Raw genomic sequence first — 15,711 nt, 5'->3', positions numbered from 1 at the left:
GGGCGGAGCCCCGGGGAGGGGATTGCGTATGCACCAAGGTCCCGCCATCGAGACCCGAGGTCTGACCAAACGGTTCCGCGGCGGCCAACTGGCGGTGAACCAGCTCGACCTGACCGTCCCCCGCGACAGCGTCTTCGGCTTCCTGGGCCCCAACGGCTCAGGCAAGACCACCACCATCCGCATGCTCATGGGCCTCATCGCGCCGACCTCCGGCACCGCGAGCCTCCTCGGCCGCCCCATGCCGAAGGCATCCCGCACCGTCCTGCCCCGCGTCGGCGCGCTCATCGAGGGCCCCGCCCTCTACGGCTTCCTCTCCGGCAGGGACAACCTCATCAGGTACGACTCGGCCGACCCCGAAGCCGACCCCCGCACCCGCCGCACCCGCGTCGCGGCCGCCCTCGACCGGGTCGGGCTCACCGCCGCGGCGGGCAAGAAGTCCAAGGCGTACTCCCTCGGAATGAAGCAGCGCCTCGGTCTCGCCGCGGCCCTCCTCCAGCCCCGCGAACTCCTCGTCCTGGACGAGCCGACCAACGGCCTCGACCCGCAGGGCATGCGGGAAATCCGCGCCCTCATCCGCGAGTTGGCGGCCGACGGCACCACCGTCTTCCTCTCCTCCCACCTCCTCGACGAGATCGAGCAGGTCTGTACGCATGCCGCCGTGATGGCCCAGGGCCGCCTCATCGTCCAGGGCCCGGTCGCCGAACTCGCGGCCCGCAGCCGGCTCGCCGTCACCACGCCCGACCCGGCAGACGCCGCCCGGGTACTGAAAGAGCTCGGCGCCACGGACCTGACCGTCACCGACCACCGCGTCACCGCCGAACCCCCGCCGGGCGAAGGCGACTTGGCGGACCTCAACGCGGCCCTCGTCCACGCCGGTGTCCGCGTACGCTCCTTCGGCATGGAGCGGGCGAGCCTGGAGGACGCCTTCGTGGCACTGACCGGGGAGGGCTTCGATGTCGCAGGCTGAACTGAGGGCCACGCCCCGGGCGCTCCGCACCCTGGGACTCTTCCGCTCCGAGATCACCACCACGCTCGCCCGCTGGCGCACCCTCGCGCTGCTCGGCTGTCTGGCCGCCGTACCGATCCTCATCGGTGTGGCCGTCAAGATCGAGACCGGCAGCGGCGGTACGGCCGGCAACGCGAACAACGGCGAGGGCCCCGCCTTCATCGCCCAGATCACCAACAACGGGCTCTTCCTGGTCTTCGCCGCCCTCGCAGCCACCCTCCCGGTCTTCCTCCCGATGGCGGTCGGTGTCATCGCGGGCGACGCGATCGCCGGCGAGGCCAACTCCGGCACGCTGCGCTATCTCCTGGTCGCCCCGGCGGGCCGTACGAGACTGCTTTTCGCCAAGTACGTCTCCACGCTCACGTTCTGCCTGATCGCGACCCTCGTGGTGGCCGTGGCCGCGCTCGCCACGGGCGCCGTGCTCTTCCCGCTCGACGACGTCACCACGCTCTCCGGCACCCAGATCTCCCTCTCCGAGGGGCTCGGCCGGGCCTTCCTCATCGCGGTCGTGGTCGCCGCGTCACTGATCGGAGTAGCGACTCTCGGGCTTTTCGTCTCGACGCTCACCAACAGCGGGATCGCGGCGATGGCGGCCACGGTGGGCCTGCTGATCACCGTGCAGATCGTGGACCAGATCCCGCAGCTGCACGCGGTCCATCCGTATCTCTTCCCGCACTACTGGCTGTCCTTCGCGGACCTGCTGCGGGAGCCCGTCTCCTGGGATCAGATCCTCAGGAACCTGGGGCTTCAGGGTCTGTACGCCGCCGTCTTCGGCTCCGCGGCCTGGGCGCGCTTCACGGCGAAGGACATCGCCGCCTGACAGGCGCGCGCAAGGGTTCGGGGAGGGTACGTGTCGTGGCGAGAAGCCGTCCCCCGACGCGGCTCGACACGACACGTACCGTTTCCCCGGCGCTTATTGTCGGAGCCTGACCTTCCGCTGTCAATACGCTACGTATCGTTCTCCCCAGGACATCCCCATAGACTCACGGCGTGAACGGTGTTCCGCCCAACCCCGCACGCCGCAGCGAGCGGTCACGGCAGGCGATTCTCGCGGCCGCCCTCGATCTCTGTACGGAGAAGGGGTACGCCCGCACCACCGTCGAGGCCATCGCAGCCCGGGCCGGTGTGAGCAAGAAGACGATCTACCGCTGGTGGCCGTCGAAGGGCGCGATCCTCCTCGAAGCGATCAACAACGCGGTGGTCATGACGACCCCGTTCCCCGACACCGGCGACCTCGCGGCCGACCTCTGCACCCAGATGCACGCGGTGGTCAAGCTCCTCACCAACCCGCCGCTCGGACCCGCGTACGCCGGCATCCTCACCGAGATCCAGTACGACGACGAGCTGTGCCGCGCTGTCCAGGAGGAGTTCATCAACCCGCGCGTGGAGGCTGCCAAGATCCGGCTGCGCCGCGCCCGTGAGCAGGGCGAACTCCCGCCCGACGCCGACCTCGACCTGGCCGTGGAACTCTTCTACGGGCCGCTGTACTACCGCCACACCCTGCGCAGGCCGCCGTACACGCGGGAGCGCATCGTGACGCTGATCGCCCATGTCATGCGCTCCCTGGGCGCGGCCTGACCGCTCGCGTCAGGCCCGGACCGCGGCCTCGCGCACGTCGTAGTCGGCGCGCGCCGCCGCGATCTCGCCCTGGTGATGCTCGGTCCAGGAGACCAGCGAGCGGATCGTGGTGTGCAGGGTCCGGCCGAGCGCGGTCAGTTCGTACTCCACGCGCGGCGGCACGACCGGATGCACGGTCCGCTTCACCAGTCCGTCGCGCTCCAGCTGGCGCAGCGTCACGGTCAGCATCCGCTGGCTGATGCCGTCGATCTCGCGGCGCAGCTCGCTGAAGCGCCAGACGCGGCGGTCGAGCAGGGCGATGACAAGCAGGGACCATTTGTCGGCCACCCGGTCGAGGATCTGGCGCACCTCGCAGTCCTCGCGGGCGTCCCACTGGTACGGGTCGGTGTCGCCGTACTCGTCGGCCTGGCCGGTGGTCACTTCACAGTGCCCCGGTGACTTCAAAGTGCCTTCTTCCATGTCTGCCGATGCTGCCGCAGGATCTGAGTGGTTACAAGAGGGAACCGACCCCCGGCAGAGTAACCACCCATTCCCGCACGGCACTTCACAGGAGACAGTCATGCCGAAAACCATGTCCGCACGCGCTTGGGCCCTGCTTCTCGTCCTCAGCGGCACGATCTTCCTGGAGGGCATCGACGTGGCGATGCTCTCCGTCGCGATCCCCTCGATCAGATCGGATCTGGAGCTGCCGACGGGCACGGCGGCCTGGGTGATGAGTGCGTACGTCCTCGGCTATGCGGGCTTCACCCTGCTCGGCGGGCGGGCGGCCGATCTCCTCGGCCGCCGCCGGATGTTCCTGACCTGGCTCGCGGTCTTCGTGGGCTTCTCCGGTCTGGGCGGCTTCGCCACCGAGGGCTGGATGCTGATCGTCGCCCGCTTCGTGACCGGCGTCGCCGCGGCCTTCATGACCCCCGCCGCGCTGTCGATCATCACCACCTCGTACGCCGAGGGTCCCCAGCGCAACAAGGCGCTCCTCGTCTTCGCGGGGACCGCTGCCGGGGGCTTCTCGCTCGGTCTGGTCATCGGCGGGGTGCTGACCGAGTTCGGCTGGCGGTGGGTCTTCTTCGCGCCGGTGGTGCTGGCCGGGGCGATCCTCGTGGCGGCCGTACGCATCGTGCCGGCGGAGCGGGCCGCCAGGACCGTCAGGACCGTCAGGACGAAGAAGGGCTTCGACCTGCCGGGGGCGGCCGTCGCCGCAGGGGCGATGCTGCTGCTGGCGTATGGGATCGTACGGCTCGAACACGGCACCCAGGGCTGGCAGTTGACCCTGGCGGCCGTCCTCGCGGGGCTCCTGCTGATCGCGGCGTTCGTCGCCGTCGAGCGGCGCACCGAGGCGCCGCTGGTACGGCTCGGGATCTTCCGTACGGGATCGGTCGTCAGGGCCGGGCTCGGCGCGATGCTCTTCGTCGGCGCCTTCTTCGGCTTCCAGTTCGTGGCGACCCTCTATCTGCAGGAGCTGCGCGGCTGGTCGTCGCTGCAGACGGCCTTCGCGCTGTTCGTCCTGGGCATCGACGCCGTACTCGCGCCGACGCTCACCCCGCGGCTGGTGGCCGGATACGGCAACACCCGGGTGATCCTGGGCGGGTTCCTGGCCGCGATCCTCGCGTACGGGACCTTCCTCCAGATCGGCCTGGAGTGGTCGTACGCCGCGATGTTCCCCGTCTTCGTCCTGGTCGGCACGGGCTTCGCGCTGGCGTACGGGCCGCTGACGATCGCCGCGACCGACGGGGTCGCGGAGGAGGAGCAGGGGCTTGCGGGCGGGCTGCTGAACACCGCGACACAGTTCGGCTCGGCGGTCGGTATCTCGGCGGTGACCGCGGTGTACGGACTGGCGCTGCCGGCCGGTGACCCTGGGCCGGGGGAGACGCTCGACGCCTTCCGCACGGCGCTGGGCGTGCCCCTGGCGATGGCGGTCCTGGGCGCGGTGGTGACGGCGCTGGGGCTGCGGAACCGCCGTACGAAGGTGACGAAGGTGGTGGCCGGGGCAGTGGCCGACGAGGTCAGGCAGCCGGTTCGCGGCTAGCGGCCGTGGCGGCGGCAGCGGCGGGGGCCTGCGCCGAGAGGTGTGCGGCCCGCGCCCTGTTGCGGTGCGCGTTGCGCAGGGCGTCCCAGGTCAGGATCGTCAGGGCCAGCCAGACCAGGGCGAACCCGGCCCAGCGCTCGGGCGGCATCGCCTCGTGGAAGTACAGGATGCCGAGCCCGAACTGGAAGACCGGCGCCAGGTACTGCAGCAGCCCGAGCGTGGAGAGCGGCACCCGGATCGCCGCCGCGCCGAAGCAGACCAGGGGGATCGCGGTGACCAGACCGGTCGCTGCGAGGAGCGCGCCGTGCGCGGGGGTGCCGAAGGTGGCCTCGCCGCTCGTGCCCAGGAAGAGCAGATAGGCGAGGGCCGGGAGGAACTGGATGGCGGTCTCGGCGGCGAGGGATTCGAGGCCGCCGAGGTTGACCTTCTTCTTCACCAGGCCGTACGTGGCGAAGGAGAAGGCCAGCATCAGGGAGATCCAGGGCGGCTGCCCGTATCCGATCGCGAGGACCAGGACGGCTGCGGCGCCGGTGGAGACCGCGATCCACTGGGCGGGGCGGAGGCGCTCGCCGAGGAGCAGAACGCCCATGGCGATGGTGACCAGCGGGTTGATGAAGTAGCCGAGCGAGGCCTCGACGACCCGGCCGTTGTTGACGGCCCAGATGTAGCCGCCCCAGTTGACGCTGATGACGGTGGCCGCGACGGCGATCAGGCCCAGGCGCTTCGGCTGGCGTACCAGCTCGCCGATCCAGGCCCAGCGCCGCATGACGAGCAGGGCGATCGCGACGACCCCGAGCGACCAGACCATCCGGTGGGCGAGGATCTCCATCGCGCCGGACGGCTTGAGGAGCGGCCAGAACAGGGGGACCAGGCCCCACATCACATATGCGGCCGCGCCGTTCAGGAATCCTGCGCGCTCGCCGGTGATTCCCTTCACGGGCCCTCCCCTTTTTCAGTGTCCGCCAGCCGAATGACGGTAGCGGGAGGAGGGCCCAGCTGTCATGCCCGTATCGCTATACGGTCATTACAGGGCGGCGGCGACCGTGGTGGCGAGCGGGGTCGTCGGGCGGCCGATGAGACGGGCCAGGTCACCGCTGGTTCCGGCGAGGCGGCCGCGCCCGATGGCCTGGTCGACGTCGACGAGGATCGCGGCGAAGGCCTCGGGGACGCCCGCGCCGACGAGGATCTCCTGGTGCACGGAGGCCGGGACGTTGTTGTACGCGATCTCCTTGCCGGAGGCCTTCGCGATCTCGGCGGCGTACTCGGCCAGCGACCAGGCGGTGTCGCCGCTCAGCTCGTACGCCGTGCCGATGTGGCCGTCCGAGACGAGGACGGCGGCCGCGGCGGCTGCGTAATCCCCGCGGGTGGCGGAGGCGACGCGGCCCTCGCCGGCGTTGGCGACGACGGCGCCGTGGGCCAGGACCGGGGCGAGGTTGGCGGTGTAGTTCTCGGTGTACCAGCCGTTGCGCAGGAAGGTGTGGGGGAGCCCGGAGTCCAGGATGAGCTGCTCGGTGGCCTTGTGCTCGTCGGCCAGGTCGAAGTCGGCGTCGGGTCCGCCGAGGATGCCGGTGTACGCGAGCTGGGCCACGCCCGCCGCCTTCGCCGCCTCGATCACGGCGGTGTGCTGCGCAACGCGGCGGCCGACCTCGGATCCGGAGATGAGGAGCACGCGGTCGCCGGAGCGGAAGGCGCCGGCCAGGGTCTCGGGGGCGTTGTAGTCGGCGATGCGCAGCTCGACGCCGCGGTCGGCGCGGTCGGCGGCCTTGTCCTTGTTGCGTACGACCGCGGCGACCTGGTCGGCGGGGACCCGGGCGAGGAGCTCGTCGATGACGAGACGGCCGAGGGATCCGGTGGCTCCGGTGACGACGATGCTCATGGGGTTTTCTCCTGTTTCTTGGCTTTCGCTGCCTTCTGGAGCTAACCCTACGGTGGGCACTATCTTTTGGATAGTACCCACTTTGAAGTAAGGTACTGGCATGGCCGTTAGTGACTCAGTTCTGCGTATGACCGCCGCCGAGGACATGTGTCCCCAGCGCCTCGTCCTTGAGCACGTCACCACCCGCTGGGGCGTGCTGGTGCTGATCGCCCTGCAGGAGCGCTCGTACCGCTTCAGCGAGCTCCGCCGCCATGTCGGGCGCGTCAGCGAGAAGATGCTGGCCCAGACCCTCCAGACGCTGGAGCGCGACGGCTTCGTCCACCGTGACGCCAAGCCCGTCATCCCGCCGCGCGTGGACTACTCGCTCACCGCGCTCGGCGAGGAGGCGGCCGGGCAGGTCAAGGCGCTGGCACTGTGGACGGACCGGCGGATGGCGGCTGTCGTCGAGGCGCGCAAGGCATACGACGAGACCCGGACCTCCTCCTGAGAAGAGATCCGGGCCCGGGTCGAGCGGCGGACTTGCGCTAGCCGACGACCGTCCAGGTGTCGTTGCCGGCCAGCAGGGTGGCGAGGTCGCCCTTGCCCTTCTGCTCGATGGCGGCTTCGAGTTGGTCGGACATCTGGGTGTCGTAGACGGGGCGGTCGACGGAGCGGAAGACACCGATGGGGGTGTGGTGCAGGGTGTCGGGGTCGGCGAGGCGCGAGAGCGCGAACGCCGTGGTGGGGGACGTGGTGTGCGCGTCGTGGATGAGGATCTGCGACGCGTTCTGCTCGGTGACCGCGATGACTTTCAGGTCGCCGGTGGCCTGGTCGCGCACGACACCCTTCGAGTTGTCGGCGCCGAAGCGGATCGGCTGGCCGTGTTCGAGGCGGATGACGGCTTCTTCGGCCTGCTGCTTGTCCTTGAGGACTTCGAAGGCACCGTCGTTGAAGATGTTGCAGTTCTGGTAGATCTCGATGAGCGCGGTGCCCTGGTGCTCGGCCGCCGCCCGCAGCACCGAGGTGAGGTGCTTGCGGTCGGAGTCCACGGTGCGGGCCACGAAGCTCGCTTCGGCGCCGATCGCGAGGGAGACGGGGTTGAAGGGGGCGTCGAGGGAGCCCATCGGGGTCGACTTGGTGATCTTGCCGACCTCGGAGGTGGGCGAGTATTGGCCCTTGGTCAGTCCGTAGATCCGGTTGTTGAACAGCAGGATTTTCAGGTTGACGTTGCGGCGCAGTGCGTGGATGAGGTGGTTGCCGCCGATGGACAGCGCATCACCGTCGCCGGTCACGACCCATACCGACAGGTCGCGGCGGGAGGAGGCGAGTCCGGTGGCGATGGCGGGGGCGCGGCCGTGGATGGAGTGCATCCCGTAGGTGTTCATGTAGTACGGGAAGCGGGAGGAGCAGCCGATCCCGGAGACGAAGACGATGTTCTCCTTCGCCAGTCCGAGCTCGGGCATGAAGCCCTGCACGGCGGCCAGCACCGCGTAATCCCCGCAGCCGGGGCACCAGCGCACTTCCTGATCGGACTTGAAGTCCTTCATGGACTGCTTGGCCTCGGCCTTGGGCACCAGCGACAGTGCCTCGATCACCTCAGTCATCAATGGCCTCCTTGAGAGCCGTGGCCAGCTGCTCGGCCTTGAACGGCATGCCGTTGACCTGGTTGTAACTGATCGCGTCGACCAGATACTTCGCCCGGATGAGGGTGGCCAGCTGACCGAGGTTCATCTCGGGGACGACCACATGCTCGTAACGCTTCAGGACCTCTCCGAGATTCCTCGGGAAGGGGTTGAGGTGGCGCAGATGGGCCTGCGCGATCGGCTTGCCCTCCACGCGGAGCCTGCGGACCGCCGCGCTGATCGGGCCGAAGGTCGAACCCCAGCCCAGGACCAGGGTTTTGGCGCCATGCGGGTCGTCGACCTCAAGGTCGGGGACCTCAATGTTGTCGATCTTGGCCTGGCGGGTGCGGACCATGAAGTCATGGTTGGCCGGGTCATAGCTGATGTTGCCCGTGCCGTCCTGCTTCTCGATGCCGCCGATCCGGTGCTCCAGCCCCGGCGTGCCGGGCACCGCCCAGGGGCGGGCCAGGGTTTTCGGGTCGCGCTTGTAGGGCCAGAACACCTCGGTGCCGTCCGCCAGCTCATGGTTGGGGCCACTGGCGAACTGGACCCGCAGGTCGGGCAGTTCATCGGTCTCGGGAACCCGCCACGGCTCGGAGCCGTTGGCCAGATACCCGTCCGACAGCAGGAAGACCGGGGTGCGGTAGGTCAGCGCGATCCTCACCGCATCGATCGCCGCGTCGAAGCAGTCGCCGGGCGTCTTCGGTGCGATCACCGGCACCGGGGCCTCGCCGTTGCGCCCGTACATGGCCTGCAGCAGGTCCGCCTGTTCGGTCTTGGTGGGCAGCCCGGTCGAGGGCCCGCCGCGCTGGATGTCGATGATCAGCAGCGGCAGTTCCAGGGAGACCGCGAGCCCGATCGCCTCGGACTTCAGCGCCACCCCCGGACCCGAGGTGGTCGTCACGCCGAGCGAGCCGCCGAAGGCCGCCCCGAGCGCCGCGCCGATGCCCGCGATCTCGTCCTCGGCCTGGAAGGTCCGCACACCGAAATTCTTGTGCCGGCTCAGCTCATGCAGAATGTCGGAAGCCGGGGTGATGGGGTAGGAGCCCAGATACAGCGGGAGATCCGCCTGCCGGCCGGCCGCGATCAGCCCCAGCGACAGGGCCAGGTTCCCCGAGATGTTGCGGTAGGTGCCGGCCGGGAAGGCGGAGGTGGCCGGGGCGACCTCGTAGGACACGGCGAAGTCCTCGGTGGTCTCGCCGAAGTTCCACCCCGCCCTGAAGGCCGCGACGTTCGCCTCGGCGATCTGCGGCTTCCTGGCGAACTTGGTCCGCAGGAACTTCTCCGTGCCCTCGGTCGGGCGGTGGTACATCCAGGACAGCAGCCCCAGCGCGAACATGTTCTTGGACCGCTCGGCCTCCTTGCGGGAGAGCCCGAAGTCCTTCAGCGCCTCGATCGTCATCGACGTCAACGCCACCGGATGGACCCGGAACGCCTCCAGCGAGCCGTCCTCCAGGGGTGAGGTCGCATACCCCACCTTTGCCATCGGCCGCTTGGTGAACTCGTCGGTGTTGACGATGATCTCGGCCCCGCGCGGCAGATCCTCGATGTTCGCCCGCAGTGCGGCGGGGTTCATCGCGACCAGCACGTTGGGCGCGTCGCCGGGGGTGAGGATGTCGTGGTCGGCGAAGTGCAGCTGAAAACTGGACACACCCGGCAGCGTTCCCGCGGGCGCTCGGATCTCGGCCGGGAAATTCGGCAGCGTCGACAGATCGTTGCCAAACGACGCCGTCTCCGAAGTGAACCGGTCCCCCGTGAGCTGCATCCCGTCACCGGAATCACCCGCGAACCGGATGATCACCCGGTCGAGTTGGCGCACCTCTTTTGCCCCTGAAGGCTTGCGCTGTTCCCCGACGACGGCCTCATTTGCTCCGTCGGCCTGCTCGGCTGGGCTACTGACCTGGCTGGTCACTGAACTGGACCTCCCTCGAGGCGGCTCTTCGGACGGGACCGGGCAACCGGCCACACCTCGGTCCACCCTACGTCGGTAAGGGTCACCTTCCCCGGACGGCTCATAGGGTGGACGCACTTTTGAGACGTCCCATTGCCCTGGTCTGTCATGATTCGACCGCCCCCCGGCCCCTCAAGTAAGACGCTGTGCATTCATCCTTTGGTTCTAGGCCTCCGGTCCCGACCTGGAGATCTGACAGGTTGTCAGATCGTCAGGAGTTCAGGTAGGTCAGCACCGCGAGTACCCGTCGGTGATCCCCGTCACTCGGCGAGAGCCCGAGCTTCAGGAAAATGTTGCTCACATGCTTCTCGACCGCCCCGTCGCTCACCACCAGCTGCTTGGCCACGGCTGAGTTCGTACGCCCCTCGGCCATCAGGCCCAGTACCTCGCGCTCGCGCGGCGTCAGCCTGGCCAGCACGTCCTGCTTGCGGCTGCGCCCGAGCAGCTGTGCCACGACCTCAGGGTCGAGCGCGGTGCCGCCCTTCGCGACACGCACCACCGCGTCCACGAACTCGCGCACCTCGGCGACACGGTCCTTCAGCAGATAGCCGACGCCCCGGCTGGACCCGGCGAGCAGCTCGGTGGCGTACTGCTCCTCGACGTACTGCGACAGCACGAGCACCCCGATCCCGGGGTAGTCCTTGCGCAGCTTCACCGCGGCCCGCACGCCCTCGTCGGTGTGCGTCGGCGGCATCCGTACGTCCGCGACCACCACGTCCGGCAGCGCCTGCTGGTCCGCGAACTCCGCGATCGTCTTGATCAGCGCATCCGCGTCCCCGACCCCCGCGACGACATCGTGACCGAGATCGGTCAGCAGTCGGGTCAGTCCCTCCCGAAGCAGTACTGAATCCTCGGCGATGACGACCCGCACTCTGTCCTCCACGACGCTTCTGCCCCCAGTTGTTGATTGATCCCGCCCCGCGTTTGCGCGTACAGCATCCCAGCATCCGGACCCGTGTGCGCCGACGCGCCTGGAATCCGGCCAGGAATAGGGGGGTCTGCCCGATACTTCCCGCATGGCTGACGCGGCGGACACAGCGGACACAGCGGATACGGCGAACGCGGGGCAGAGCACCGAGGCGGCGGCCGAGCGTCATGCCTCCTGGCTGGAGCTGTTCTTCGACCTGATCGCGGTGGCCGGGGTCGCGCAGCTCGCCCATCTGCTGCACGGCGCACCCGAGTTGGCGGACGTGGGCCTCTACGCCCTGCTCTTCCTCGCCTTCTGGACGGCGTGGATGTGCTTCACGATGTACGGCAACACGGCCGGCGACCAGCTGCGGATGCGGACCATGCGCATCGGGATGTTCGGCCTGGCCGTGATGGCCGCGGCCGTCCCCGGCGTCCGCGAGAACCACGCTCCAGCCTTCGCGATCGCCTACGTGGCGACCCGGCTGCTTGCCGAGCACGCCTGGCGGCGGCGCGGCGAGATCGTCGTGGACTGGCCGGTCGCCCAGCTCTCGCTGGGGGTGATGCCCTGGGTGGCGTCGATCTGGTGCGACGCACCGCTGCGGTACTGGCTGTGGGCGGCCGGGCTGCTCATCGACCTCGGGGTGACCTTCGCCTACTCCAGCAGTTCGATGCTGAGGCGTGTCGACGCGGTGCGGGACGAGTTGGAGGAACGGATCGAAGCGCGCAGCCAGGTGCAGAAGGAGGAGGAGAAGGAGGAGAAGGAGCGGAGCGGGCAGAGCGGCCGGCACGACAGGACAGGGCCGACCAGCGGCCTGCGCGGCCCCGGCGAGGGCCGGGGCGGTCCCGGCGGGCCGAGGCCGCTGCCGACGGCGGCCCGTTCCGACCAGAGCCATCTCAGCGAGCGGCTCGGCCTGTTCGTGCTGATCGTGCTCGGCGAGTCCGTGGCCCAGGCGGTCGAGGCGGCCTCCGAGGTGACCTGGGACTTCGCGCTGTACGGGGTGGCGATCGGCGCGTTCTTCCTGCTGCTGTCCCTCTGGTCGCTGCTGTTGCGCTTCGGTGCGTACGGCGTCCCGATGCTCTCCGCCGACGCCCTGCCCGCCCGGCTGATCCTGCCGCTGCACTGCTTCACCGCAGGCGCGCTGGCCGCGCTCGCCGCCTCGCTCGGCGACGCGGTGAGCCACTCCGACGACGTACTGCCGAAGCGCGCGCTCTGGCTGATGTGCGGCTCCATGACGCTGGTCCTGGCGATCGCCCTGCTCGCGGGGGTGTGCTCGGGCCGCGACGGCCGCTGGCGGGCGGTCGCCGCCGTCACGCTGCTCTTTCCGCCGGTGGTGGCGCTGGTGGCGGGAAGAGCGGGGGACTGGGGTCCTGCCGGCGTGGTCTGGCTGCTGGTGCTCGGCGTGCACATCCTGCTGACGTACGAACGCCGGTCCACGAGGTCCCGGTCCGACGTGGACCGGAACGACGTGGACCGGAACGACTAGCCCCGCCAGGGGAGTTGGGCCGTGACCGTGGTCGGCCCGCCGATGGGGGAGTCGACCACGAGGAGCCCGTCCACCGAGTCCAGCCGCTCGGCCAGACCGGCGAGGCCGCTGCCCGCCGTGGTGTCGGCGCCGCCCTGGCCGTCGTCGGTGACCACGAGCATGACGCGGTCGTCCACCCGCCAGACGTCCACGGTCGCCCGGGTCGCCTGTGCGTGCTTGGAGATGTTCTGCAGGAGCTCGGAGACGGTGAAGTACGCGATGCCCTCGATGGCGGCGGCGGGCCGGTACGGCAGATCGACCTCCACCTGCACCGGCACCGTGCACCGCGAGGCCACCGCGGACAGCGCCGCGTCCAGGCCCCGGTCGGTGAGGACCGCCGGGTGGATCCCGCGGGCCAGGTCGCGCAGCTCCTGCAGGGCGACCTTCACTTCGCCGTGCGCCTCGTCGACCATCTTCGCGGCCGCCTCGGGGTCCTGCGTCAGCTTCTCCTTGGCGAGCCCGAGGTCCATCGCGAGGGCGACGAGCCTGGCCTGTGCGCCGTCGTGCAGATCGCGCTCGATCCGGCGCAGGTCGGCGGCGGCCGTGTCGACCACGACGCCCCGGTCCGACTCGAGTTCGGTGACCCGGCTGTCTAGGCGGGACGGGCCGAGCAGGCTGGTCACCATCAGCCGGTCGACGGTGGTCAGGGCCCTGATGACCCAGGGGGAGGCGAGAACGAAGAGGAGACCGACGACGCTGGTGAGGCCGATCTCGAAGGGGTTGTTGAGGTAGACGTTGTGGGTGTCGTCGCCGTACAGCTGCAGACCGGACTGGCCCGCGTACATCGGGAAGACCCACTGCCACAGCGGGTACGTGAAGAGGCCCCAGCCCCACCACATGAAGGCCATGGCGACGGAGAAGGCGAACGTGGCCCACGGGAAGTGCAGCAGCGAGTAGAGCAGATGACGCCAGGAGGCGCCGCTCTTGAGGACCGCGCCCACCCAGGACATCGGGCCGCCGGTCCTGGAGCGCAGCGGCGCCGGGTCCGCCATCTCCACCTTCAGCAGCCCGCGCGCCCGCGCCCGCTCCATGGCGCCGAAACCGCGGCCCATGGCGAGGCAGCCGGCGAGGATCGGGATGCCGATGAAGGTGACGGCCATCCCGACGCCCACCGAGAACAGCGTGATCGAGAGCGTGAACATCACGATGCTGATCGGCAGGGAGAGCAGCAGGTAGCCGAACTCGCGCCAGGTGCGGGCCTCGAACGGTGCGCGCAGCGCCGTGGGCAGGCGGTGTGCCTGCCTCTGGGTGACGTAATCCGTAGCCATGGCGTGGTCCGTTTCTTCTCGTCCGCTGTCTGTATCCATCGTGCTGGGCCCGCTCGCCACGGACCATGAGGTGCAGACCCGTCTTCGACCGGGGGTTTCCCCCACCCCCGTGCTGTGGACCGGCCCGCTGCTACGCCTTGCCGCGGTCGCGCCACGGCAGCTCGGCGGTGACCGTGGTCGGCCCGCCGACGGGGGAGTCGAGCACGAAGAGCCCGTCCACCGCCCCGAGGCGGTCCGCGAGTCCCGCCATGCCGGTGCCGCCGTCCAGGCTCGCGCCGCCCTGTCCGTCGTCCTGGACCTGGATCAGCAGCCTGTCCGTGGTCCGCCAGACGTCGACGGACGCGTTGCGCGCCCTGGCGTGCTTGCTGACGTTCTGCAGGAGCTCGGAGACGGTGAAGTACGCGATGCCCTCGATGGCCTCGGCCGGCCGCTCGGTCAGATCGATGGTCACCTTCACCGGAGCCGTGCACCGCGAGGCGATCGCGGAGAGCGCCGCGTCCAGGCCCCGGTCGGTGAGGACGGCCGGGTGGATCCCGCGGGCCAGGTCGCGCAGCTCCTGAAGCGCCAGCTTCACCTCGCCGTGCGCCTCGCCGACCATGGTCGCCGCGGCCTCCGGGTCCTCCAGGAACTTCTCCTTGGCCAGACCGAGACCCATCGCGAGGGCGACGAGCCTGGCCTGTGCGCCGTCGTGCAGATCGCGTTCGATACGGCGCAGGTCGGCGGCGGCGTGGTCGACCACGACGCCCCGGTCCGACTCCAGTTCGGCGATCCTGCGCTCCAGTTCGTCGGAGGGCGAGAGCAGGGCGCGGACCATCGCACGGTCGACGTTGGTCAGTCCGCGCGCGATGAAGGGGAGCACCGGCCACAGGACGAAGAGGCCGGCCAGCGTGATGGTGAAGGTCAGTACGCCCCAGGGCAACCGGATGAATTCGTACAGCACCGTCCGCCAGCCCACCGGGTCCTTCAGGCTCGCCCACAGCCAGGGGAAGAAACCGTTGCCGCGCCGGACCGGGATGGGGCTCGGCTCGTCGACCCGTACGCCGAGGAGCGCCCGCGCCCTGGCCCGCTCCGCCTTGCCGAGCTGGCGCGCGCCGAGCAGGCCGAAGGCGAGCAGCGGCAGCCCGATGACCGTCACGGACAGGCCGCCACCTGTGGCAACCATGAACACGACGTAAACAAAACCGATCAGGGACACCGGGAGATTGATCAGAAGATGGGCGATCTCCTTCCAGGTGTGCCGGTCGAAAGCGAATCGTGCAGGCGGGGGCCGCTCGGAGTCGTGCGAGCGGAAGTTGTCCACGGTCATGTCTCCAAGACTGCCGGTCCGGCCAGATGGATGCCATGGGGCAGCTGGGTGGGCCGGAAGTAGGGATAACCCCACCCTTGCTGTGGCACGGCTGCTTACCGAGTCTTTAGCAGGGCCTAGACTCCCGTGCGTACAGATCGTCGAACATGTCGCAGCACGCCGAGCGGGCGGCGCAGGGAGCGGGGGCGGACGTGGTGGAACGAGCCGTTCTCGCGGCGGGGGCAGCGACAGCTTCAGGGGACGCGGGCTATTTCCACAGCTACTCGGTCGTCGGGCTGCTCGCCGTCCTCGGGGTGCTGTTCGTGGCCGTGGCCTTCGGGGCCGGACGGCTGCTGCGGCCCGTCGTGCCGACGCCCGAGAAACTGATGACGTACGAGTGCGGAGTCGACCCCGTCGGCGAGGGCTGGGCGCACACCCAGGTCCGCTACTACGTCTACGCCTTCCTGTACGTCATCTTCGCCGTCGACTCGATCTTCCTCTTCCCGTGGGCGACGGTATTCGCCGCGCCCGGATACGGGGCGGCCACGCTGGTCGAGATGTTCATCTTCCTCGGCTTCCTGGCCGTCGGCCTGCTCTACGCATACAAGAAGGGCGTCCTCGAATGGACGTGACCCCTGACGTGACTCCGGACGTGACCCCCGCCGTGCCCCCCGCCATGGCCCCTGTCGAC

At 69.5% G+C, this 15,711-nt stretch carries 15 protein-coding genes; 7 read left to right on the top strand and 8 right to left on the bottom strand.

The features are described from left to right. Nucleotides 1-28 precede the first annotated feature (28 nt). The 3 genes from J0695_RS14920 to J0695_RS14910 all read left to right on the top strand — a co-directional run bounded on the left by J0695_RS14920 (nucleotide 29) and on the right by J0695_RS14910 (nucleotide 2,584). Entirely contained in the window at nucleotides 29-967 is a 939-nt protein-coding gene (locus J0695_RS14920) for an ABC transporter ATP-binding protein (RefSeq protein ID WP_206962514.1), read from the top strand. Then, a complete protein-coding gene (locus J0695_RS14915; RefSeq protein ID WP_206962511.1) occupies nucleotides 954-1,826 on the top strand; it encodes an ABC transporter permease in 873 nt (290 codons plus the stop codon). The genes J0695_RS14920 and J0695_RS14915 overlap by 14 nt, the downstream gene beginning before the upstream one ends. 170 nt (nucleotides 1,827-1,996) lie before the next feature. After that, entirely contained in the window at nucleotides 1,997-2,584 is a 588-nt protein-coding gene (locus J0695_RS14910) for a TetR/AcrR family transcriptional regulator (RefSeq protein WP_206962510.1), read from the top strand. A gap of 9 nt (nucleotides 2,585-2,593) precedes the next feature. Here the strand turns inward: J0695_RS14910 and J0695_RS14905 are convergent, their stop codons facing one another. Further along, nucleotides 2,594-3,043, bottom strand: a complete 450-nt coding sequence (locus tag J0695_RS14905; protein WP_206962509.1) for a winged helix-turn-helix transcriptional regulator — start codon at nucleotides 3,041-3,043, stop codon at nucleotides 2,594-2,596. Nucleotides 3,044-3,155: 112 nt separating this feature from the next. Between J0695_RS14905 and J0695_RS14900 the strand changes: the two genes are divergently transcribed. Next, nucleotides 3,156-4,607, top strand: a complete 1,452-nt coding sequence (locus tag J0695_RS14900) for an MFS transporter (RefSeq protein WP_206962508.1) — start codon at nucleotides 3,156-3,158, stop codon at nucleotides 4,605-4,607. On the opposite strand, the gene rarD is transcribed toward J0695_RS14900, so the two are convergent. Further along, nucleotides 4,585-5,487, bottom strand: a complete 903-nt coding sequence (gene rarD / locus J0695_RS14895; protein WP_242552683.1) for an EamA family transporter RarD — start codon at nucleotides 5,485-5,487, stop codon at nucleotides 4,585-4,587. The two genes, J0695_RS14900 and rarD, sit on opposite strands and share 23 nt — an antisense overlap. A 144-nt stretch (nucleotides 5,488-5,631) precedes the next feature. Next, nucleotides 5,632-6,483, bottom strand: coding sequence for an SDR family oxidoreductase (locus tag J0695_RS14890; protein ID WP_206962506.1), 852 nt, complete (start codon nucleotides 6,481-6,483; stop codon nucleotides 5,632-5,634). A 127-nt stretch (nucleotides 6,484-6,610) separates the two neighbouring features. Here J0695_RS14890 and J0695_RS14885 point away from each other — a divergent pair, with 127 nt between their 5' ends. After that, nucleotides 6,611-6,970 (top strand): winged helix-turn-helix transcriptional regulator, encoded by a 360-nt coding sequence (locus J0695_RS14885; protein WP_307798629.1) that lies wholly within the window; start codon nucleotides 6,611-6,613, stop codon nucleotides 6,968-6,970. Nucleotides 6,971-7,007: 37 nt separating this feature from the next. On the opposite strand, the gene J0695_RS14880 is transcribed toward J0695_RS14885, so the two are convergent. The 3 genes from J0695_RS14880 to J0695_RS14870 form a co-directional block, all read right to left on the bottom strand. Continuing rightward, nucleotides 7,008-8,066: a 2-oxoacid:ferredoxin oxidoreductase subunit beta gene (locus tag J0695_RS14880; protein ID WP_206962504.1), complete on the bottom strand. Its 1,059-nt coding sequence runs from the start codon at nucleotides 8,064-8,066 to the stop codon at nucleotides 7,008-7,010. After that, a complete protein-coding gene (locus J0695_RS14875; protein WP_206962503.1) occupies nucleotides 8,059-9,996 on the bottom strand; it encodes a 2-oxoacid:acceptor oxidoreductase subunit alpha in 1,938 nt (645 codons plus the stop codon). The genes J0695_RS14880 and J0695_RS14875 overlap by 8 nt, the downstream gene beginning before the upstream one ends. Nucleotides 9,997-10,246: 250 nt before the next feature. Continuing rightward, nucleotides 10,247-10,906, bottom strand: coding sequence for a response regulator transcription factor (locus tag J0695_RS14870; RefSeq protein ID WP_206962513.1), 660 nt, complete (start codon nucleotides 10,904-10,906; stop codon nucleotides 10,247-10,249). A gap of 145 nt (nucleotides 10,907-11,051) precedes the next feature. Here J0695_RS14870 and J0695_RS14865 point away from each other — a divergent pair, with 145 nt between their 5' ends. After that, nucleotides 11,052-12,428 carry a low temperature requirement protein A gene (locus tag J0695_RS14865; RefSeq protein WP_206962502.1) on the top strand — a complete coding sequence of 459 codons (1,377 nt, stop codon included), beginning with the start codon at nucleotides 11,052-11,054 and terminating at the stop codon, nucleotides 12,426-12,428. Here the strand turns inward: J0695_RS14865 and J0695_RS14860 are convergent. Both J0695_RS14860 and J0695_RS14855 read right to left on the bottom strand, forming a co-directional pair. After that, complete coding sequence (locus tag J0695_RS14860) at nucleotides 12,425-13,735, bottom strand: sensor histidine kinase (RefSeq protein WP_242552681.1); 1,311 nt, start codon at nucleotides 13,733-13,735, stop codon at nucleotides 12,425-12,427. The two genes, J0695_RS14865 and J0695_RS14860, sit on opposite strands and share 4 nt — an antisense overlap. Nucleotides 13,736-13,865: 130 nt before the next feature. Beyond that, complete coding sequence (locus J0695_RS14855) at nucleotides 13,866-15,041, bottom strand: sensor histidine kinase (protein WP_206962500.1); 1,176 nt, start codon at nucleotides 15,039-15,041, stop codon at nucleotides 13,866-13,868. Nucleotides 15,042-15,187: 146 nt separating this feature from the next. On the opposite strand from J0695_RS14855, the gene J0695_RS14850 reads away from it, so the two are divergent. Continuing rightward, on the top strand, nucleotides 15,188-15,652 hold the full coding sequence (locus tag J0695_RS14850) for an NADH-quinone oxidoreductase subunit A (protein WP_242552680.1): 465 nt from the start codon (nucleotides 15,188-15,190) through the stop codon (nucleotides 15,650-15,652). Nucleotides 15,653-15,711 lie beyond the last annotated feature (59 nt).

Source organism: Streptomyces beijiangensis (assembly GCF_017315755.1).
In the GTDB taxonomy this organism is placed as follows: domain Bacteria; phylum Actinomycetota; class Actinomycetes; order Streptomycetales; family Streptomycetaceae; genus Streptomyces; species Streptomyces beijiangensis.
This window is presented reverse-complemented; position numbering and strand designations above follow the sequence as displayed.